This window comes from Acetanaerobacterium sp. MSJ-12 (assembly GCF_018917875.1).
GTDB lineage: Bacteria > Bacillota > Clostridia > Oscillospirales > Ruminococcaceae > Bittarella > Bittarella massiliensis.
The window spans coordinates 127,745-148,248 of record NZ_JAHLPK010000002.1 but is presented as its reverse complement, the minus strand read 5'-3'; the positions used below and the strand labels follow the sequence as shown (position 1 = coordinate 148,248).

General features: G+C 67.8%; 18 protein-coding genes. All 18 read right to left on the bottom strand.

The window, feature by feature from the left end; all coding sequences use genetic code 11:
* Positions 1-24: 24 nt before the first annotated feature.
* The 18 genes from KQI11_RS02730 to KQI11_RS02645 all read right to left on the bottom strand — a co-directional run bounded on the left by KQI11_RS02730 (position 25) and on the right by KQI11_RS02645 (position 20,483).
* Complete coding sequence (locus KQI11_RS02730) at positions 25-1,695, bottom strand: GspE/PulE family protein (RefSeq protein WP_216400996.1); 1,671 nt, start codon at positions 1,693-1,695, stop codon at positions 25-27.
* Between the two features lie 39 nt (positions 1,696-1,734).
* Positions 1,735-2,307 (bottom strand): hypothetical protein, encoded by a 573-nt coding sequence (locus KQI11_RS02725; RefSeq protein WP_216400995.1) that lies wholly within the window; start codon positions 2,305-2,307, stop codon positions 1,735-1,737.
* Complete coding sequence (locus KQI11_RS02720; protein WP_185915896.1) at positions 2,291-2,659, bottom strand: type II secretion system protein; 369 nt, start codon at positions 2,657-2,659, stop codon at positions 2,291-2,293. The genes KQI11_RS02725 and KQI11_RS02720 overlap by 17 nt, the downstream gene beginning before the upstream one ends.
* A gap of 22 nt (positions 2,660-2,681) precedes the next feature.
* Positions 2,682-4,586, bottom strand: a complete 1,905-nt coding sequence (locus KQI11_RS02715) for a type II secretion system protein (RefSeq protein WP_216400994.1) — start codon at positions 4,584-4,586, stop codon at positions 2,682-2,684.
* Between the two features lie 33 nt (positions 4,587-4,619).
* On the bottom strand, positions 4,620-5,246 hold the full coding sequence (locus KQI11_RS02710; RefSeq protein ID WP_216400993.1) for a type II secretion system protein M: 627 nt from the start codon (positions 5,244-5,246) through the stop codon (positions 4,620-4,622).
* Between the two features lie 18 nt (positions 5,247-5,264).
* Positions 5,265-5,849, bottom strand: coding sequence for a hypothetical protein (locus tag KQI11_RS02705; protein WP_216400992.1), 585 nt, complete (start codon positions 5,847-5,849; stop codon positions 5,265-5,267).
* Positions 5,846-6,757 carry a type IV pilus biogenesis protein PilM gene (gene pilM / locus KQI11_RS02700; RefSeq protein WP_216400991.1) on the bottom strand — a complete coding sequence of 304 codons (912 nt, stop codon included), beginning with the start codon at positions 6,755-6,757 and terminating at the stop codon, positions 5,846-5,848. Before pilM ends, KQI11_RS02705 begins: the two co-directional genes overlap by 4 nt.
* 33 nt (positions 6,758-6,790) lie before the next feature.
* Complete coding sequence (locus tag KQI11_RS02695; RefSeq protein ID WP_216400990.1) at positions 6,791-7,999, bottom strand: type II secretion system F family protein; 1,209 nt, start codon at positions 7,997-7,999, stop codon at positions 6,791-6,793.
* Positions 8,000-8,032: 33 nt separating this feature from the next.
* Entirely contained in the window at positions 8,033-8,815 is a 783-nt protein-coding gene (locus tag KQI11_RS02690) for a prepilin peptidase (protein ID WP_216400989.1), read from the bottom strand.
* 121 nt (positions 8,816-8,936) lie between these two features.
* The gene (locus KQI11_RS02685) at positions 8,937-9,368 is read right to left on the bottom strand and encodes a prepilin-type N-terminal cleavage/methylation domain-containing protein (RefSeq protein WP_216400988.1); all 432 of its coding nucleotides are present in this window, start codon (positions 9,366-9,368) and stop codon (positions 8,937-8,939) included.
* A 123-nt stretch (positions 9,369-9,491) separates the two neighbouring features.
* On the bottom strand, positions 9,492-10,946 hold the full coding sequence (locus tag KQI11_RS13400; RefSeq protein WP_185915904.1) for a GGDEF domain-containing protein: 1,455 nt from the start codon (positions 10,944-10,946) through the stop codon (positions 9,492-9,494).
* Between the two features lie 193 nt (positions 10,947-11,139).
* Positions 11,140-11,664 carry a nitroreductase family protein gene (locus tag KQI11_RS02675; protein ID WP_286172471.1) on the bottom strand — a complete coding sequence of 175 codons (525 nt, stop codon included), beginning with the start codon at positions 11,662-11,664 and terminating at the stop codon, positions 11,140-11,142.
* A gap of 87 nt (positions 11,665-11,751) precedes the next feature.
* Positions 11,752-14,322 (bottom strand): ABC transporter permease, encoded by a 2,571-nt coding sequence (locus KQI11_RS02670; protein WP_216400987.1) that lies wholly within the window; start codon positions 14,320-14,322, stop codon positions 11,752-11,754.
* The gene (locus KQI11_RS02665; RefSeq protein WP_185915906.1) at positions 14,319-15,002 is read right to left on the bottom strand and encodes an ABC transporter ATP-binding protein; all 684 of its coding nucleotides are present in this window, start codon (positions 15,000-15,002) and stop codon (positions 14,319-14,321) included. The genes KQI11_RS02670 and KQI11_RS02665 overlap by 4 nt, the downstream gene beginning before the upstream one ends.
* Before the next feature lie 124 nt (positions 15,003-15,126).
* Entirely contained in the window at positions 15,127-16,128 is a 1,002-nt protein-coding gene (locus KQI11_RS02660) for a sensor histidine kinase (RefSeq protein ID WP_216400986.1), read from the bottom strand.
* On the bottom strand, positions 16,128-16,802 hold the full coding sequence (locus KQI11_RS02655) for a response regulator transcription factor (RefSeq protein WP_216400985.1): 675 nt from the start codon (positions 16,800-16,802) through the stop codon (positions 16,128-16,130). The genes KQI11_RS02660 and KQI11_RS02655 overlap by 1 nt, the downstream gene beginning before the upstream one ends.
* A 201-nt stretch (positions 16,803-17,003) precedes the next feature.
* Positions 17,004-18,173 (bottom strand): YibE/F family protein, encoded by a 1,170-nt coding sequence (locus tag KQI11_RS02650; protein ID WP_216400984.1) that lies wholly within the window; start codon positions 18,171-18,173, stop codon positions 17,004-17,006.
* An 87-nt stretch (positions 18,174-18,260) separates the two neighbouring features.
* Positions 18,261-20,483, bottom strand: a complete 2,223-nt coding sequence (locus KQI11_RS02645; RefSeq protein WP_216400983.1) for a metallophosphoesterase family protein — start codon at positions 20,481-20,483, stop codon at positions 18,261-18,263.
* Between the last annotated feature and the right edge of the window lie 21 nt (positions 20,484-20,504).

The window sequence follows — 20,504 nt, the reverse complement described above, 5'->3', positions numbered from 1 at the left end:
CGTTTCTCTCGTCTCGCGCCGGTGTCAGTCGGCGTAGTAGGTCACCTTGAGGAATTCGTCCACCGTGGTGACCCCGTTTTTCACCAGCTGCAGGGCGCTGTCGCGCAGGGTGCGCATCCCCTGGCTCTCGCGGGCGTACTGGGTGATGTCGTCCATGGGGGCCCCGGCGGAGATCATCCGCCGGATCTGCCGGTCGACCACCGCCACCTCGTGGATGGCGATGCGCCCCTTGTAGCCGGTGTGGCCGCAGATGTGGCAGCCCTTTCCCCGCCGCAGCCGGGGCAGATCGACCCCCAGGGCGGCCCGCTCGGTCTCGTCGGGGGCGTACTCCTCGGCGCAGTGGGGACAGACCTTGCGCACCAGCCGCTGGGCCACGATCCCCACCAGGGAGTTTGCCACCATATAGGCCGGCAATCCCATGTCCTGCAGGCGGACGATGGCCGAGAGGGCGTCGTTGGTGTGGAGGGTGGAGAAGACCAGGTGGCCGGTGATGGCCGCCCGCACCGAGATGGAGGCGGTCTCGCTGTCGCGGGTCTCCCCCACCATGATCACGTCGGGGTCCTGCCGCAGGAGGGCCCGCAGCCCCGCGTCAAAGGTGAGGCCGGCGGCGGTGTTGACCTGCATCTGGTTGATGCGGAAGATGTCCCTCTCCACCGGGTCCTCGATGGTGGAGATGTTGAGGGTGCGCTGGGCCATCTGCTCCAAAATCATGTAGAGGGTGGTGGTCTTGCCCGAGCCGGTGGGTCCGGTCATGTAGATGATGCCGTGGGGGGAGCGGAGCATCTGTGAAAACTTTTGATAGTTGTCGTCGTCCATCCCGAACTGGCCCGCCCGGTCGATGGGGGTGTTCTGGTTGAGGAAGCGGAGCACCGCCTTCTCCCCGTAGATGGTGGGGATGATGGAGACGCGGATGTTGACGTCCTGGCCGTCCACCTTCTGGCGAAAGTGGCCGTCCTGGGGCTGGCGGCGCTCGGCGATGTCCAGCCCGGCGAGGATCTTGATGCGGGTGATGAGGGAGGGGTGGATGGCCGGGGAGAGGGTGACGAAGTCGACGATCACCCCGTCCAGCCGCATCCGCACCGAGGTCTGCTGCTCAAAGGGCTCGACGTGGATGTCGCTGGCCCCCGAGTTGTAGCCCCGGTCCAGAAGGCTTGCCAGCAGCTTGACCACCGGCGCGTCGCCCTCCCCCTCCTCCACCTCGATGGGGGAAATGGGCAGGGGCTCCACGTCCTTGTTGGCCTGCTCGGCGGCCAGCTTGGCCCCGATTTCAGCGTAGTAGTGGGCGATGGCCGCGTCGATGGGGGCCTTTTCGGCCAGCAGGGAGTCCACCGGCATGCCGGTGATCTGGCGCACCTCCTCGGTGCCGTAGAAGTTGAGGGGGTCGCTGGTGGCCACCACCAGGTGCCCGCCCTGCTGGGCCACGGCGATGACCCCGTGGCGCAGGGCCAACTGCTTGGGGATCTTGGCCACCGCGTCGGTGTCCACCTCGTAGGTGGCCAGGTCCACCACCGGCAGCCCCATCCTCTGGCCCAGGGCCTCCAGCTTCTGGCGCTCGGTGACAAAGCCCATGTCCTCGAGGATCTCGCCCAGACGGCGGCTGCGGTTTTGCTTCTGGGCCGCCAGGGCCTGCTGCAGCTGCTCCTCGGTGATGTAGCCGTACTCCTTGAGCACCTCGCCGATGGGTATGTTTTTCATGGATACTCCCCTTTTCCTCTGTGTTGCGGTCGCGGCCGGTCAGCCCGCCCCCTGCCCGCTGGCAAAGAGGAGGGCCGGGTCCTCGACCTCGCCAGTCGGCCCCTCCGCCGGGGCGCCGCTGATTTGCAGGTTGAGCAGTTTGACGGTGGTGCGGGTGGTGTAGCAGAGCGCCCCGTCGGCGCGGTGGACCCGCACCGTCAGATCCAGGTAGTACTGGTCGTGCAGGGCGGCGGTGACGGACAGGGTGCGCCCCTGGTAGAAGGCGTCGCCGTAGTAGTCGATCCCCTGGCCGGGCTGGAGGGCCCCCTCCCCGCTGTTTCGGTACCAGAGGCGGCCCTCCTCCAGCCAGACGGCCTCGGGGGCGGAGAGGTCGTCCCCCCCGACGAGGCGCAGCTCAGTGGCGTAGCGCAGCTTGCCCGAGAGCCACTGGCAGGCGGTGTCGCCGATGAGCTTTTCCTCCCCCAGCTGGGCGCTGCGGCCCAGCAGGTTGCCCCCGGAGAGGATCATCCCCCCCGCCAGGGCCACCACCAGCACCAGCAGCAGGAGCACCACCGACACCTCCACCAGGGTCCAGCCGCGGCGGGCGGCCGGGCCCCTACTGCGCCGGCGCATCGGGGACAAAGACCCGGTGGCTGATGGCCGGGTCCTCCGGGTCGGTGACGGTGATGGTGCGGCCCTTCACGCTGCGGGTCGCGCCGTTTAGGGTGTAGGTGAGGGTGCTCTCCTCCTCGGTGCTGTCCACCTCGTCGGCGGGGGAGAGGCCGCCGGCGAGCATCTCCAGGGCAGAGATGGTCTTGTCGGTGCTGTTTTTGGTGTCGGTCCCCCGGCGGATCAGCTTGCCCGCCGCCGAGAAGCCGGTCACCAAGATGAGGGCGACAACGGCCAGCAGCGCCAGGGAAACCACCACCTCCACCAGGGTCATCCCCCCGGTGGCGGCGGTTTTTGCTCGCTCTTTTCGCTCCACTGCGCGCCCTCCTCTCTCTTCACTAGGCCGCCTCGTAGCGGACCAGCTTCCAGCGGCCATTGCTCGGGGCGACGGGTTTTCCCACCTCAGTGGGGCGGGAGTGGAAGTGGATGTCCGCCCGGTTGCACTGCAGGTGGTCCACATAGGCCGCGCCGGCAAACTCCCCCCAGAGGGTGAAGTTGGTCTCCGCCCCGCCCAACACGTAGAGGTTGAGGTTGTCCGGCTGGCTCCACTCGGTGCCGTAGGCGGTCTCAAAGGTGGTCTGGTTCCAGGGGGAGGCGCCGTCCTCAAGGACGATGAAGACCCGGACGTCCCCCTCGGTGGCCGGGCGGACAAAGTTGCACTGCAGCTTCTGCCCAGTGGGGACGACGAGGTAGCAGTCGCCACTCCCCACCACCCGGACAGTGGCATTTTGTTGCCAGCCGCCCTCACAGCGGTACCAGTGCTCCCCCTCGCCGCCGATCTCCACTGTGCCGCCGGTTTCCAGCCGCAGGGGGGCCGTCTCCCCGTTGGCGGGGCCGCTGGGCAGGCGGGGGCGGGGGACGGCGGGGCTCTCGCTCCACTGGGGCTCCACGCTCCAGCGGACGGCGTTGCCCCCCGCGCCGGTGGCCCCCGCTTTGACGATGGGGGCGCGGTAGGTCACCACCCGGTTTTGGGAGCCGACCTCCCGAAAGTCCTGCAGCACCACCATGTCGCAGGGGGTCTCCGGGGTGCCGAAGGTGTAGGTGTAGCTGCCCAGCCACCAGTGGTTGGCCACCATCCCGGTGAAGATGCTGCTCTCCCCTGTCCCGCCGCCGGAACTCTCCCCCCCGCTGCCGGCGACCGGCGGGCGGTATTCCAGCTCGGTCTTGGAGCCGGTCGCCACCTCGCCCGCACAGTAGATACTGCCGGTCAACTCGGTCGCCCCGCCCAGACTGACCTTGGTGTCCGCCCCGCCGCAGATGTAGAGGGGGGCGTTGTCGGGGTTTTCAAAGCCGTATTCGGTCTGAAAGACGCCGCCCGGCCCGGACTCCCCCTCCTCCAGCAGGACGAAGATCTGCACGTCGGCGGCGTCCTCGTCCCAGGCGATCTTGCTCAGATAGAGCTTCTGCCCCTGGCGGACCCGGATGTAGATGTCCCGGTCCCCGGTGATCGTCAGCGCCGAGGGGGAGGTGCTCCCCTCGAATTGGTACCACTGCTGGCCGCCCCCGAGGGTGGCGCTCCAGGCCCCGGCGGGGAGGGTCTGCACCCCCTCGTCGGGGAAGGTGATTGGGGGGAGAGTGGCGGTGATCTCCTGATTGACCGGCTCCCGGTTCTGGCCGTCATAGCCCACCTCTTTGGGCCAGCTGTACCCGGGGGTCAGGACGGGGGGGACGTCGGCGTGGACGTGGCCCTTCTGGCTGCCGGAAACGATGCTCTCGAGCACGTACATGGTCGAGGCGTCCTCGTCCCCCACGTCGCCCTCCAGTTCCAGCTGGCCGCTGACGACCCACCGGCCGCCCACAAAGCCCACAAAGCCGGAGAGGTCGGTGACCGGCAGGTCGCCGTCGCCGCCCCCCTCCCGGGTGAGGCGGCCCACCACTGTCTGCTCCTGGCCGCCGTAGCGGGCGGTGGCGGTGATGGTGATGACCCCCTCCTCTGGCCGGGCGATGACGGCGGTGCAGCTGCCCATCCCCTCGGTCTGGGGGATCTCCACCCGGATGCCCTCAGGGGTGGTGGGGACCAGTTCCGAGGACTGCCCCACCTCCAGCGCGTGCAGTTGGGAGGAGAGGGCGTCCACCGCCGAGCGGGCGGTGAGGTAGGCCTGTTGCCGGCTGTCGTTTTGGATGCTGCGCTGGGAGAAGGAGAGGGCCAGGGTGAGCACCCCGGTGGCGAAGATGGCGATGATGGCCAGCACCAGCACCGACCAGAGCATGGCGGAGCCCTGCTCTCTTGGTTTGGCGCGCACGGCAAATCCCTCCCTTCTGCGGCGGTTTGGGGGCTACTCGCCCTCCTGGTACTGGTAGATGGCAAAGTGGATGGTGAACAGGGTGCGGCTGGAGGTGTTGCCCGCCTCGTCCTTGCTCCGCTCCACGGTGGTCTTGTACTGGGTGACCCGCAGTTCGGGCAGGTCCTTGATCTCCTCCAGGAGGTTTTGCAGGTTGGACAGGGTGCCGTAGGCCTGCAGCTCGATCTCGGTGGTGGTCAGGGCGCCGACGGCCTCCTCCTCCCCCTGGGAGGCGCTCCCCTGCTCGGCGGGCTGGGAGAGGTAGGCCGGGATGGGGGTGTTCACCGGGTCGGAGATGGTCTCCTTTACCGGGGTCAGCCGGTGGCGGAGGGCCAGGTTGGTCACCATCTGGTCGGCCCGGTTGGAGACCATGGGGGCCGGAAGGCTGCCGGAGAGGGCGGTGATCTCCTCTTTGCAGGCGCTGATCTGGCTCTCATAGGTCTGGGCCAGGGCGATCTGCCGCTCCATCAGCTGGGCGGCCTCCCTGTCCTGGGCGAGCTGTTCCTGGGCCGCATCCCGCGACGCGGCCAGGGGTCGCGCCAGGAGAAAGGCCCCCGCCGCAAAGAGGATGAGAAACATGGCGTAGAGCAGCGTTCGCTCCCGCCGGGTCAGTTTGGTCATGGCGTTCCCTCCTTGCGGCTATTGGGCCGAGGCTGCCAGCAGGCAGTCGGCGGTGAAGTGGTAGCGGCCGTCCTGTTCGTCCACGCCGTACCCCCGGTAGGCGATGTCCTGAAAGAGGCCGGACTCCCGCAGCTTTTGGATGTAGGTCGGCGCGTCCTTCACCCCGGAGGAGGACAGTTCCAGGCTCAGCAGCCCGGTCTCGTCGGAGAAGGAGGTGCTCTCCACCTGCACGGCATTGCCAGTGAGGCCGATGACCTGCCGGTAGAGCTCCTTGTAGAGCCGGGGGTAGCCGGCCAGGGCGTCCAGGTCACTCTTGAGGGCGTCCCGCCGGGCGGTGTAGCCCGCCAGTTGGTCGGAGAGTTCCACCGCCCTGCTCTGGCGCTGGAGGTTTTGCGGGTTTTGCAGGTAGGCCTGCAGGGGTGCGTCCTCCCTTTTCAGGCGGGAGGTGGCGCCGGTGTAGTAGAAAAAGGCGGCGGCGAAGGCCCCCAACACCAGCACAAAGGGGAGCGCCAACAGGGCGATGCGGAGGATGGGGCGGGCGCTGCGCCGCCCGTCCTTCAGCCGGGCCAGATAGTCGATGTCCTTTTTGCGAAGCGCCTTCATCCCCAGATCCCCCCTGTCCGAATCAGTCCCCCCACGGCGTACAGGTGCTCGGCAAGGGTGAATTGGCACCCCCTGCGGCGGGGCAGGACGGCGATTTCAGGGCAGTCGGGGAAGGGGTCGGCGGCGATGCCCAAGCTCTCGCCCAGGGCCGCACAGAGCCCCTCCTCCCCCTCCTTGAGGCCGGCCAGGTAGACGTGCTCGACCGGCTCCCCCTTTTCGGAGGCGTTGAACTGCACCATGGAGGAGAGCAGCCGCCCGATCTCGGCGGCGGACTGGAGGGTGCCCCGCCCCTCCAACAGGCGGGAGCGGTTGCAAAACCGGTAGTCGCCGGCGGCCAGCAGGGTCAGGTCGACGCCCAGGTCGTCGAGCACCACCACCACGCAGCTCTCCCGCTGCAGGGCGGCCGAGAGCCGCGCCACCTTGATGAGGCCGCCGATGTTCAGCTCCGCCGAGCGCAGGCCGACGCCCGCCGACGCAAACAGCTGCCGGTAGGACTGGATGAAGGCCCGGGGCGCGGCGGTGCAGAGGACCGCGCCGCCCCCTTCGGGGAGGTGGGGGGTGAGGACCGCGTAGTCGTAGAGCAGCTCGGCGGGGTCCTCCACCTCGGGGAACTCGTCCACCAACACCCGCTGCAGTTTGCCGCGGGAGAGGGTGGGGACCACCGAGCGCTTGAGGAAGACCGAGCGCCCCCCAACCACCAGCCGCACCCCTCGCTGGGGGAGGTGGCTGCGGCCCCAGAGGCTGCAGAGGGCCGCCTTGACGGCCGCCTCGTCGATGAACACGCCGCCGATGACCGCCCCCGGGGCCAGGGGTTCCGAGCAGACCCGCTCGATCTGCACCCCCTTGCGCCCGGCCCGGCCCATCACCGCGTGGATGGCCTCGTTGCCGATATATACCGAACATTCCATGGTGTTTTTTCTCCTTTAAAAAGCGGGGATTGATCAGCCGCCGTAGCTGCCGGCGCCGGCGCCGATCTGGTCGTAGAGGGAGTAGATGGGCAGCATCACCGAGATCATGATGAAGCCGATGACCAGCGCCATGAGGATGATGAGCACCGGCTCGAGGATGGCGGTGAGCTTGGCGGTGGCGCTCTCCGCCTCGTAGTCGAAGGACTCGGCGGTGGACTCGAGCATCTCGTCGAGTTTGCCGGTCTCCTCCCCCACCCGGATGGTGGCGGCCAGTTTGGGGTCAAAGCCGTCCACCTGGGCGATGGCGTCGGACAGGGCGCCGCCGCTGCGCACCTGCCGCACCACCCCGTCGAACTGGTCGCCGATGTAGCGGTTGCCGGTGGTGCCGCGGGCGTTTTGCAGGGCGGTGATGATGGGCAGCCCGCTGGCGTAGAGGGAGCTGAGGGTGCGGGCAAAGCGGGCGGTGTAGATGGTGCGCAGCAGTTTGCCCACCAGGGGGAGGCGCAATTTGCAGCGGTCCACCGCCAGCCGCACCTTGGGCAGGCGCAGCACAAACCCCAGGGCCAGCACCGCCAGCAGCGCGCCGACGAGCCAGAACACCCAGTACCGCTCCAGCCCGCCGCTGATGGCCATCACCACCTGGGTGGGCCAGGGCAGCTCCATCCCCTCGAAGAGGGTGAAGAAGTTGGGGAGGACGAAGAGGAAGATGCCCAGGGTGATGACCACCGTCAGGCACAGGAGGATGATGGGGTAGACCATCGCCCCCCGCACCTTGCTGTTGAGGCGGTGCTCCTTTTGGTAGTGGAGGGCCATCTTTTGGGAGGTCAGGTCCAGCCGGCCGCTGGCCTCCCCCGCGCGGTACATCTGGATCAGCAGCTCGGGGAAGGCGCCGGTCTGCTCCTCCATGGCCTCCGACAGGGGGAGCCCCCGCTGGAGGGAGCGGTAGAGCTGCTGGTAGACCCGCTTGATGCGCACCTTGGGGTCGCGCTGGATGAGGATGGAGACCGAGCGCAGCAGCGGCACGCCCGAGCCGAGCATGGTGCCCAGGTCGCGGCAGAACTCGGAGAGTTCCAGCGGCCGCAGCCGGTAGGAGACGGTTTTCTCCTCCCTCTCCTTGCAGGAGAGGAGGAAGAGCCCGTCGCCCCGCAGCCGCTCGGACAGCTGGGCCTCGGCCGGGGCGTTCATCTCCCCCTCGGTGATCTTGCCGCCCTTGTCGGCGGCGCGGTACTGGTAGACGGGCACCTGCCCCGCCCCCTTTCCGATTTGATGAGCCCCCTAGGCCAGGCCAAAGAGGGAGAGATAGCCGGAGATGAGCCCCTCGCCCCAGAGGAGGGCCACCCCGATCCCCCCGGCCAGGAAGGGGCCGAAGGCAAAGTGGCTCTTCCGCCCGGCGCGGCGGGTGGCCAGCAGCCAGACCCCGTAGAGCCCGCCGCCCACCAGGGCCAAAAAGGCGGCCACCAGGGTGGCGCGCCACCCCAGCAGGAAACCAGCGGCCGCCATCAGCTTTACATCGCCCCCGCCAAAGCTCTCGGGCACCAGACGGGTGCAGAGGAACAGGGGCAGGCTGATCTCGGCCGCGCCGAAGAGGCGGGAGAGAAGCCCCACCCCCGGCGCGGCGGGGACCGCCAGCAGCGCAAAGGCCGCCAGGGCCAGCACCAGCCCGTTGGGGATCTCCATGGTGGTGGCGTCGATGCAGGCAACGCACAGCAGCGCGCAGAGGGTGCCAAAGGCCACCGCCGCCAGAGGGGTGGGGCCCAGCGCCCCCACACAGAGAAGGGCCAACACTCCGCCGGCGCACTCGACAAGGGGGTAGCGGGGGGAGATGGGGGCCCCGCAGGACCGGCAGCGCCCCCGCAGGGCCAGCCAGCTGAAGACCGGCACCATGTCCAGCGGGTGGAGGGTCTTGCCGCAGCTGGGGCAGAAGGAGCGCCCTTTGGCCACCGAGATGCCCTGGGGCACCCGGTAGATGACCACGTTTAAAAAGCTGCCGATGACGCTGCCGAAGGCAAAGAGGAGGAGGGCCAGCACGGTGCAGGCGACGTAGTACGAAGCTGGCACTGGCGGACCCTCCCCTCTCGGGCATTTTTGCCCCTATCTTAGAACACCCCTGCGGGAAAGTCCCGCAAGGGTGCCCTCGCTTTCTAGTAAATGCGCTGTTTTTTGACCGCAGAAATCACTGTTACAACTTGGTGACGGTATAGGTATCTCCCGTCGCGCTGTAAACCACCTGATAGGCGCCGTTCTTGGTCACATAGGTCAGACCGGTGACCTTGCCCGCGTCGATGGTGATGGAGGAACCCGCCGGGAAGGAGCCGCCGATGTCGGCCAGGGCCAGCACTTCGCTCTCCTGCGCACCGGTCAGGGCGGTGGCAGTGGGATTTTTTTCATAGGCTTCAGACGCGATGGTCTGGGCGGCCATGACAATCGTCCGCGCCTCGACAATGGCCTCTTTCTCGTGGGCCTTGTCGATCCACTTGACCATGGAGGGGATCAGCAGGGCGGCCAGGATCGCCAGGATGACCAGCACCACGATGACCTCGACCAGGGTAAAGCCCTTTTTGCCGGTCTTTTTTTGCAGCTGCGCTTTGGCACGAGTTGCCAATTTGTTCATTTAAATGACCTCTTTTCTCGGCGCTCCGCCCGGGGGCAGAGCAAGCGTTTTACACAGCGGCCCGCCGTGTCCTATGTACATGGTCTCATTATACGGCGCTTTCTCTCAAAAAACAAGACTATTTTACCCCGATTCGCCAAGGTTTTGGGAAAAAGCGACCCGGTTTTTCCCCGCCCCTTTGGCGGTGTAGAGGGCCTGGTCGGCGGCGTGCAGCAGCTCGTCGTAGTCGCTGCCGTCCTGCGGCCAGAGGGCCACCCCCACGCTGATGGAGGTGGGGAAGTCTTCGCAGGCGGCCACCGATTCGCAGAGCTGCTGGGCCCGGTGCTCCACCAGCTGGGGCGAGGGGGCGTCCCGCATCCAGACCAGGAACTCGTCGCCGCCGTAGCGGCCCACCACGTCGCTCTGGCGGAAGGTGCGCTGCAGCAGGGACGCCAGCTGGACGAGCACCCGGTCCCCCACCTGGTGGCCCAGCCGGTCGTTGACCCCCTTGAAGTCGTCCACGTCGATGAAGAGGCAGGCGTGCACCCGTCCCCCTTCCGGCACCCGCGCCAACATGGGCTCCACAGCGGCGCGCACCCCCCCGCGGTTGTAGATGCCGGTGAGCCCGTCGCAGCGGTTGGCCCGCAGCACTGCCTGATTTTTGCGCCAGATCAGCCAGATGCAGAGGAGGACCACGCTGTAGAGCAGCAGGTTGATCCCCATCAGGGCCACCGAGCGGCCGTTGATGCTGGAAAACTGCCGCTCCACCGACTCGGCCAGGACCAGGGAGAGGACCGTCCAGTCCCCCACCCCGGCGGGCTCAAAGTAGAGGTAGCGGGCCTTGCCGCCCCTGTAGTAAGTGAAGAGCCCCGACTCCCCCGCCCCGACGCGCTCGCGCAGGCTGGCGAGGGTGTCCGCCCCCCGAAAGTCCATCTGGCTGATGGCGTCGTAAAAGGTCTCGTACCGCTCGGTCCCGGCGTAGCCCGAAATCATGGCCCCGTCGGGCTGGATCACCATGGTGGCCCCCAGCCCGGCAAATTGGGCGCTGCCCAACAGTTCGGTAAAGTGGGTCACCGCGTACTCGGCATAGGCCACCCCGGCCACCTGCTCCCCCTCGTAGATGGGGATGGCCAGCACCACGCAGGAGCGGCCGTCCAGGCAGCTGCCGTGCACCTGGCTCAACACCCGCTCCCCGGCGGCGGCCCGCTGAAAAAAGTCCCGCCCGGAGATGTCCACCGGCACCCCGGTGCCGGTGTAGAGGGTGCCGCTCAAGTCCGAGAGGCCCAGCCTGCAATTTTCATCCCGGCTGTTTTGCCGGCGCAGCAGCTCGACGATGTTGTCGTTGTCCCGGTCGGCGTTCCCGGCGCAGAAGAGGGCCACCGCGTCCAGCTGGGCAAAGTAGTCCTCCACCAGGCCGGAGACCATCGCCCCGCTCTGGTGGGTGTAGCGGGCCATCTCCTCCTCGGTCTTTTGCAGGAGGGTGGCCCGCAGCTCCCGCTGGTAGTAGGCAAAGGAGAGCACCGACAGCACCAGGGCCAGGGCAATGGCGCAGGTGGGCAGAAGCAGGTTTTTTCGCCTGTGGCCGATCTCCTGTTTCACCCTGCGCGCCCCCCTTCGCCCCGCCCGCGGCGGGGAGGGGGACACCCGCGGCGCCCCCCCAATTTCCACCAGTATACCACGCCGACCCTCCCGCCGGAAGGCATTTCTAAAAATACCAAAAAAAATTCTCTGTTTTTGACATACAAAAAGCCGCCCCGGGCCAATTGCCCGGAGCGGCCCTCCCGCCGGCAGGTCACCAGCGGTCGATGTGGATCTTCGCCTCGTCGTACCGCTCGTCCGCAGCGGCGGGCTTTGTCTCCCCCGGCCAGCCGATGGAGAGGACGCAGAAGGGGATGATATGCGCCGGCAGCTCCAGGGTCTCGGCGACCCGGCGCATCTTGTCGGTCTGGGGATAGGTGCCCAGCCAGACCGCGCCCAGCCCCATGCCGTGGGCGGCCAGGAGGATGTTCTCGGCCGCGGCGGCGCAGTCCTCGACCCAGTAGTCCCTGCCCCAGCGGTAGGCCCGGTCCCAGTCGCCGCAGAGGGCGATGGCCAGGGGGGCCTCTCTCAGCATCAGCCCCGAGTGGCCCAGGCAGTCGGACAGGCGCTCGAGCACCGCCCGCTCCCTGGTGACGACGAATTCCCAGTCGCGGTTGTCCACCGCGGTGGGGGCGATCATCCCCGCCTTGAGCAGGGCCTTGACCGCCTCGTCCCCCACCGGCTGGCCGGTGTACTTGCGGATGCTGCGGCGGGTGTAGATGGCTTCCAACACGTCCATACAAAAAACCTCCCTCTCTTCCGGGGTCCGCCCGGTCACAGCCCCATCATACCACCGGCAGGGGGTGGGCGCAAATGCCGGTCGCCCTTAGAGGTTCTCGTTTTTCAGGGCGTCCATCACGTTCTCGCGGCGGAGTTTGCGCAGCGACAGGGCCATGGGCAGCCCCACCAGCAGGAACACCCCCAGCACCGCCGCCAGATAGGCCCCCCAGGGGAGGGAGAAGGCAAAGGCGAAGTTTCGCTCCAGCACCCTGTAGATGCCCAGGGCCAGCAGGGCGCTCACCGGCAGGCCCAGGGCCAGGGCCTTCACCCCGTAGGAGAGGCTCTCCCAGCGCATCATCCGCCGGAAGCCCCGGGGGGAGATGCCCACCGAGTGGAGCATGGCGAACTCCCGCCGGCGCAGGGCCACCCCGGTGGAGACGGTGTTCCAGATGTTGGCCCCGCAGACCACCGCCACCAGGGCCACAAAGCCGTAGACAAAGACCTCCACCAGCAGCAGGAGCTGGCTGTTTTGCTCCCGGTAGCGGGTGAAGTCGGTGACGCTCCACTCGCTGCGGGTCTCCTTCTGGTACTGGAGCAGGCGGCTGTAAAAGAGGTCGAGGTCGGCGGCACGCACCATCACGGTGGCGGTGCGGGAGTCGGTCCCCAGCTGGTCCAGCCAGCCGGCAAAGGTGTCCTGGGAGACCAGCACCGCCAGGGTGGAGCTGTTGCCCATGGCCCCGGCCACCGGCATGGGGGCTTCGGAGGAGACCCCGGCGATCTGCAGGCGCAGCTGGGGGCCCTCCACCTCGCCGGCGGCAAAGGTCAGTTCGCTGCCCAGGGGGGCGGCCAGGTGGCGCAGCTCCCGGAACTCGTGTCCGACCCGGTAGAGCTGGGGCGAGAGGAGGATGCCCTTGCCGCTGCCTGACAGCAGGGGAGCGGCCTCGAGCCCCGCGCGCCGGCAGTAGCTCTTCAGGGACGCCTCGTCCAGGGCGTAGACCTGGATCCCCATGGGGTAGAGCCCGTCTCCCCGCTGCCAGATGGCCGACCGGGCCTCGGCGGTGAGCTGTTCGGGGCGCAGGGTCAGTTGGCCGTACAGGCTTTGGGTGCAGGCGCTCTCCTCGATGCCGGGGAGGGCCTGGATGCCGGCGGCCAGCCGGTCGCGCTGGCTGTCGCCGGTGTAGGGGAAGTTGACGGTGTAGTCAAACTGCACGTCCTCCACCGTCATGGAGAAGGAGCGCCCCATGTAATAGGTAAAGGTGGAGGCGGTGAGAAAGAGCACCACGCTGACAAAGAGGGAGAGGAGGGTCGCCAGGTAGCGGCTGCGGCTGCGCTTGCTGTTTTTCAGCCCCAGCTCCCCTTCAAACCCCAGCAGCTTGCGGCTGATGGGGGAGGTGCGCACCTGCCGGGGGGAGATGCGCACCTGCCGGCTGCCGCGGATGGCCTCGATGGGGGAGATGCGGGAGGCCCGCTGGGCCGGCACCCAGGCCGAGAGGAAGAGCACCGCCGCCGAGAGGAGCACCGCCGCCCCGACGGCGGCCGGGGCGATGACCACCCGCAGGGGCTGGGCGGCGCGAAACATCTCCTGGACGATGGAGCCGATGCAGGCGAAGGTGATCTTGATGCCCAGCCAGCCGGCGAAGAGACCCAGGGGGATGGCCGCCGCCCCGATGAGGGCCGCCTCAAAAAAGACGCTGCCCCGCTTCTGGCGGCGGGTGGCCCCCACGCTGGAGAGCATCCCGAAGGTACGCCCCCGCTCGGCCAGGGAGATGGCGAAGGCGTTGTAGATGAGGCTGACCGAGCCGACGAGGATGACCCCGCAGACGATGGCCAGGGCCCCGAAGAGGGTGCTGTAAAGGGTGTTGTCGTCGGTGATGCCCATGTAAAAGAGCAGCTCACTGTTGTAGGTGCGGGCGCCGCCCACCTGTTCCCAGAGGCGGTCGCCCCAGTCGTAGACCCCCCGGTCGAGGTGGGCCATCGACGCGGACACCTCCAGCTGGCCGCCGTACCCGCCGGGCAGACAGGTGATGCCGGTGTAGCTGCGGCTCCAACTGGGCTCCAGGCCGGTGGAGAAGGAGCCGATGCCCACCAGGGTGTAGCGCTCGCTCTCCTCGGGCAGCCACTGCTCCCCGTCCACCGCGGGGGAGGAGGGGGAGACCGGCAACAGTTCGCCGCTCTGTTCGTCGGGGGCCAGCCGCCGGCCGGTGGGCAGCACCACCTGCTGCCCCACCTGCCAGTCGAGGGCGGAGGTCTCCAAAAACGCGCGGGAGACCACTAGTTCCCCCGCCCGCTCGGGCAGCCGCCCCTCCTCCAGGGTGAGGGGGGCCCGGGCGGCCGACTGGTCGGCAGGGTCGTAGCCCCAGAGGGCCAGGTAGGGGCGCTGGGTGTCCAGGCTCTCCGGCGGTTTGGCGTAGGAGAGCAGCCCCCGGGTGGTGACCGACCCGGTCTGGCTGTCGGCGCGCGCGGCGGCGGGGGCTTCCGCGGAGACCCCCTCGAAGCGGACGTGCCAGTCGCCGGTGTCGGCCAGCACGGTGCGCTGCATCATGTCCAAAAAGGAGACGGCGATGAGGGAGACGGCGGTGAGCATGGCCACCGACACGGCGGCCCCCAGCACAGTAACCAGGGTGCGCCGCCGGTTTTGGGCCATGTTTTTGAGGGTGAGGCGGTGGATGATGTTCATCGGCGGATCACCTCGTCCCGGGCAATCTGCCCGTCTTCAATGGCGATGATGCGGTCGGCCTGCAGGGCGATGCGCTCGTCGTGGGTGATGATGAGCAGGGTCTGGTCCAGGGTGCGGTGAAAGTCCTTCAGCAGGCCGATGATCTCGCCGCTGTTTTTGCTGTCCAGGTTGCCGGTGGGCTCGTCGGCCAGCACCAGGGCGGGGCTGGCGATCAGCGCCCGGCCGATGCTGACGCGCTGCTGCTGCCCGCCCGAGAGCTGGCTGGGCAGGTGGCCGAGCCGCTCGCCCAGGCCCAGTTTTTCCACCAGGTTTTGCAGCCGGAAGGGGTCGACCTTCCGCCCGTCCAGCAGCAGGGGGAGGGTGATGTTCTCCTCCACATTGAGGACGGGGATCAGGTTGTAAAACTGGTAGATCAGCCCGATTTGGCGGCGGCGGAAGATGGCCAGGGCGTTTTCGTCCATCTGGTAGACGTCGGCCCCGTCCACCAGCACCCGGCCGGAGGTGGGGCGGTCCACCCCGCCGAGGATGTGCAGGAGGGTGCTCTTCCCCGAGCCGGAGGGGCCGACAATGGCCACGAACTCCCCCTTTTCGACGGTGAAGGAGACCCCCTTCAGGGCGTCGGTGCCGGTCTCCCGGCCGCCGTAGTGTTTGCAGAGGCTTTCCACGCGCAACAGTTCCATCAAACCATTCCTCCCATGCGGGCCGGGGCCCGGTGATCGGCGGGGGCGCTCTCCCCCGCCTGGCCCCACTCTACTTTTGGCAGGTGACGCGGGGGTGACCCGGGCGGTGACCATTTGGTCACCTTTAGACGATCTGCTTGTAGAGCTTGACCGAGAACTCGGCCCCGCCCTCGGGGCGGTTGCGGGCGCTCACGTCGGCGTTCTGGCTCTGCAGGATGGTCTTGGCCATGGCCAGGCCGATGCCCACCCCGTCGGAGGCGGCGTTTTTGCCCTTGTAAAAGCGCTCGAAGAGGTGGGGCAGGTCGCCGGGGTCGATCCCCTCGCCGCTGTCGCAGATGGCGATCTCGGTGTGCAGCGGGTTCTCGCTACAGCGCACCCAGACAGAGCCCCCGGGCGGGGTGTGCTCGGCGCAGTTTTTGAGGAGGTTGCCCAGGGCCTCGGCCGTCCACTCCCCATCCCCCCGCCAGGTGAGGGCGGGGGGACAGTCGATGGAGAGGGAGAGCCGCCGCCCCTCTAAAAGCGGGCGCAGGGGGGCCGCCGCCCGGGCCAGGAGGTCGGCCAGGGCGAGCTCCTCCCTGGCAAAGGCGACGGCCTCGGCGTCCAGCCGGGAAAATTTCAGCAGGGTGCCCACCAGCCACTGGATCCGCTCCAGCGACTGGCCGGTGCTCTGCCAGAACTCCTCCCGCCTGTCCGTCGGCAGGTCGGGGGAGCGCAGCAGTTCGGTCATGACGAAGAGGCTGGTGAGGGGGGTCTTGAGCTGGTGGGAGATGTTCTGCATGGCCTCGGCCAGGTAGTCCTTGTCCCGGTGGAGCTGCTCGGCCTGCCGGGTGAGGACGCAGGTGATTTTGTAGAGGTCGTTTTTGAGGATGCTCAGCTCCCCCTCCCGGTTGTCGCGGATGTCCAGGGGTTTGCCCCCCGAATAGACCGACGCCAGGTACTGGGAGAGGCGGCGGATCTCCCGGTAGCGCCGCCGGGTAAAGGCGGCGAAGATCGCCCCCAGCAGCGCGCAGAGGGAGAGGCAGATCCACCCGGCCGCCGGGGCGACGGCAAAGCAGAGGGCCGTCCCCGCGGCGGAGAGGGCCGCAAAGTGGACGGCGGCGAGCTTCCCCTCCCGGCCGCGCAGCATCACTCCCCCTCCATTCGGTAGCCCAGGCCGCGGACGGTAGAGATCCGCCCCTCGTCCCCGGCGGCGGCCAGCTTTTCCCGCAGCCGCTTGATGTAGACGGTGAGGGTGTTGTCGTTGACAAAGTTGCCGGCCACGTCCCAGATCCCCTCCAACAATTGGCCCCGGGTGAGCACCTGTCCGGGGTGGGCGGCAAAGGTCAACAGCAGCCGGTACTCCAGGGCGGTGAGGGCCAGTTCCCGCCCGGCAAAGCGCACCTGGGCGCGCTGGGGGCAGATGGTGAGGGCGCCGAAGGTGAGAGAGGTCTCCCCCCCGCCCCGGCCGCTGCGGCGCAGCACCGACTTGATGCGGCTGAGCAGCTCCCGCAGGCGAAAGGGCTTGGTCACGTAGTCGTCCGCCCCCATGTCCAGCCCCATCACCGCGCTGACCTCCTCGTCGCAGGCGGTGAGAAAGACCACCGGGGTGTCCCCCAGGGCCTTGGCCCAGCGGCAGATGTCGTAGCCGCTGCCGTCGGGCAGGGTCAGATCCAGCAGCAACAGGTCCCAGCCCCCCGCCTCCACCTGTTCCAAGGCCCCGGCGCAGGTGGCGCAGTGCTCCACCTGGTAGCCCTCGGCCTGCAGCGAATAGCAGAGACCGGCGGCGATGGTGCGGTCGTCCTCCACCAGCAAAATGCGCATCTCCGCGCTCCCCCCTTCCCCGCGGGGCGACAGGGCCCCCGCGGCTAAACTTGCCTTTATTATAGCAAACCCCGCCCCCCTGCGGGTGACGATTTCGTCACCCGCAGGGGGGCGGGGAAGTTTCTGCCAGTGCAATCCGGGGGAACGGGGGGAGGAAAGGCGGTGATTGCCATCCCATTTTTATTACAGTTAGTATTACATCTATTTGTTTATACGTATTTTAGGGATTTGCGCAGCGGGAGCGGCCTCCCGCCGGCCGAAGGCGCAGGCCGAGAGGGCCGAGACCACCGGAACTGTCAGAATCACCCCCAGGGTGCCCGCAAGCCCCTGCAGGATCTCGATGCCGATGGCGTACATGTTGATCACCTGCAGGTAGGGCATGTCGTAGGCGTAGATCACCAGCAGGGTGTTGACCGAGCCGCCGGTGAAAGCCAGGATCAGGGTGTTGGACATGGTGCCCATCATGTCCCGCCCCACGTTGATGCCACTGCGAAAGAGCTGCCGCCGGGTGAGGGAGGGGGTCTGGGCGATGAGCTCGCTGGCGGTGGAGGAGATGGACATGGCCACGTCCATCACCGCCCCGAGCGAGGCGATGAGGATGCCGGAGAAGAGGACCCCGCCAATCTGCAGGCGGCTGTTTTGGCCGATGACGATCATGGTCTCGATGTCGCTGACGTTGTAGCCGGAAATCCTGCCCAGGGCCCCAAAGAGGGCGGCAATCCCCCCGGCGGCCACCACCCCAGCCACCGTGCCAAGGATGGCGCAGAGGCTTTTGCGAGTGGGGCCGCCGATGAGGTAGAGGGTGACCAGGGTGGTGAGCGCCACCACCGCCACCGCCGCCCAGAAGGGCGAGACCCCCAAGTAGAGCAGGGGCAGGTAGAGAAAGAGGACGCAGAGAAAGGTAAAGATGAGCCCCACTGCCGACTTGAGGCCCCGCTTTCCCCCAATGGCACAGAGCACCGCCAAAAAGAGGCCGACCAGGGCCCAGAGCACCCCGCCCCGGTCGTAGTTGTAAACGCTGGCGGTGAGGGCGCCGCCGTACTCGCCCAGCTGCACCACCACCCGGGTGCCTACCCGGCAGGCGGCCCCGTAGAGATAGCTGGCCGAGTTGTCGGCCGTGACCGTCTCCCCCCGGTGGGTGCCGCTGCGCAGCAGTACCTGGACGACCTGTCCGCCGCCGTCGGCCAGATCGTCCTCCAACAGGGCGATCACCGTCCCCTTTTCAAAGGTGCTGCCGTCCTCCGGCAGCAGAGGGGCCTTTTGCACCGAGCGGTTGAGGAGGATGAGGGCGAGGGCAAAGAGCAGCAAAAAGGCCAGCATGGCCAGGTCGGGCAGCCTGCGGCGCAGGCGGGCGCGGTTGGCGTCGCACATGAAAGATCCCTCCATCAAAAAAATTTGGGGCGAGGCAAGATGCAGAGGCGCCGGAGCGCCTCTGCATCTTGTGCGGGGAAAGGGGGGTCACCGGGTCCGGCGGCGCTTGGCCAAACAGGTGCCAGCGCCCGCCAGGGCCAGGACGCCGAGACCCGCCAGGGGGAGAAGGGCCACACCGGAGGGGTCACCGGTGTTGGGCTGGCCCGCCTCGGGGGGATCGGCATCGGGGGTCTGCTCGCCGCCCTGGTCGGGGCTGGGCGGGGTGGCGTCCTCGGTGCGCTGCCCGTCGGCAAAGGCCTGCACCGCGGCCCGCAGGGCCTCTGTGGCGGCGGTCAGTTCCCCGCTGCTGGCCAACTGGTCGCCGAACACCGCCCGGGCCGCCTCGACAGCTGCCTGCAACGCCGCTTTGGAGCCGGCGGGATACTGCCCGGCATGCTCGCCCTCTTCGGCGGCTTCCAGCGCCGCCTCGGCCCGGGCGATCTCCGCCTGCAGGGCGTCGGCATCGGCGCGCAGGGCCAGGCCGTCCAGCGCCTGGGTCAGGGCAACATAGCGGGCGGAGAGATCAGCCGCCGAGACGGTGGTGTTCTGCTGGCGGTGCAGGGTCTTGTCCAGCAGGGTGGAGAAGCCGGCTTTTAGGGTGGTGGCCTTGATGTTCAGGGCCCCGTCGGCAGCGGCCTGGTACATCCCCTGGGCGTAGCCGTAGTAGTTGAGGGGGTCGGCCCTGTTGTCGCCCTGGATGTTCTTGTCATACGCCTGGGCCAGCGCCTCGGCGCCGGGGTCCTCCCGGGTGTCCAGCAGGGCGGCGGCCTCGTCAGCGGCCTGTTGCAGGGCCGCATAGCTGCCCTCGGTGTAGTCGCCCGCCTCCTTTTCCCGGGCCTGGGAGATCAGGTTGGTGAGGGACTCCTCATCGGCGTTTTTGACGATGGTGAAGGGCTGGGCGTACTGGTTCCCCTCGTAGTCGTAGGTGCTGATGGAGAAGCGATCGCCCCCCATCTTGATGACCGAGAAGGTGGGCTTGTTCTCGTTGTTGCGTTCGGCCACAAAGTACTGCTTGGGGGTGTTCAGGTTGTAGAACTTACTGCCGCTGGCCGAGCCGGCGGACATATAGAGGGTGCCCTGGGGGTCGGCGATGGAGCCGGTGCTCTCGTCGTAGTCCACCACCTTGCCGTCGAGGATCTGGTAGGTGCGGGCGTAGGAGTGGTCATGCCCGGTGAGGCAGACGTCGATGTTGAACTGGTCCATCAGCGGCGCGAAGAGGATGCGCAGGTTGGCGCCGTCCACGCTGGCGTGGGGTTCGCCGGAGCCGTAGATGTCGTGGTGGAACATGGCGATGCGCCACTTGGCGTCGGGGTGGCTCTCGACGGCCTTCTGCATCAACTGCCGGTGCTCGGCGGTGTTGCGGTTGTTGCTGTTGAGGACGATGAAGAGGACATCCCCATAACTAAAGTAGTAGTCGCTGCCCGAGGCGGTGGCCCCCAGACCGTCTTCTGCGTTGGGAGTGTTGTAGTGCAGGGAGTAGTCGTCCCCATAGCTCTCGTGGTTGCCGATGGTGGTGGCCATGGGCAGCCCCTTGAGGGCCTCGGGGTAGAGGTAGCCGGCGTACTCGCTCTCGCGGATGGCCCGCTTCTCGGCGGTGTCGGCGCTGGAGTAGTCGATCTGGTCGCCGGCCACCAGCATAAAGCTGGCATTTTTGCCCTCGTTTGCGCGGGCGTACCGAAGGGTCTTGTCCCAGTTGTAGGTGTCCACTGCAATGTTGGCGTCGTCGGCTGTCCCCTGCCCGGCGCTGCCCGAGGCCCCCACCTGGGGGTCGCCCACATAGAGCACCTCAAAGCTGTCGAAGCCGTGGGACTGGTAGGTGGCGGGCTCGCTCCACACCGGGGCGACGGCCTCCACATCATCGGTATAGCTGTAGTAGTAGAGGGTGTTGGGGGCAATGACCCCCTCGGCCTCCACCTTGTTGGAGGCCAGATAGCGCACCCCGGCCACATTCTGGCGGTCGATGGCGGTGGCCGTCCCCCGGATGGGGGTGGCGGCGGCCAACCCCTCCCTGCTGGTGGCGATCTTCACCGCGGGCACCCCCTTCTGCTGGGCGTACCAGGCGAAGTTCAGGTCGGTCTCGCTCTTGCCGGGGGCGATGGCCAGCCGGCCGGAGTCGGCGGCGTTTTCAGCCGTCCAGTTGGCGCTTTTCCAGCTCTGGTAGGCGCTGCCCCCCTGGGTGTCGCCGGCAAAACTGGCAAACGCCGGCGCGGCCGAGGAAAGGGCCAGGGCGGCGGCCAGCCCCAAAACGGCGGCTCTCTTTGCAACTCTCACAGTCTTTTTCTCCTCTCTCTT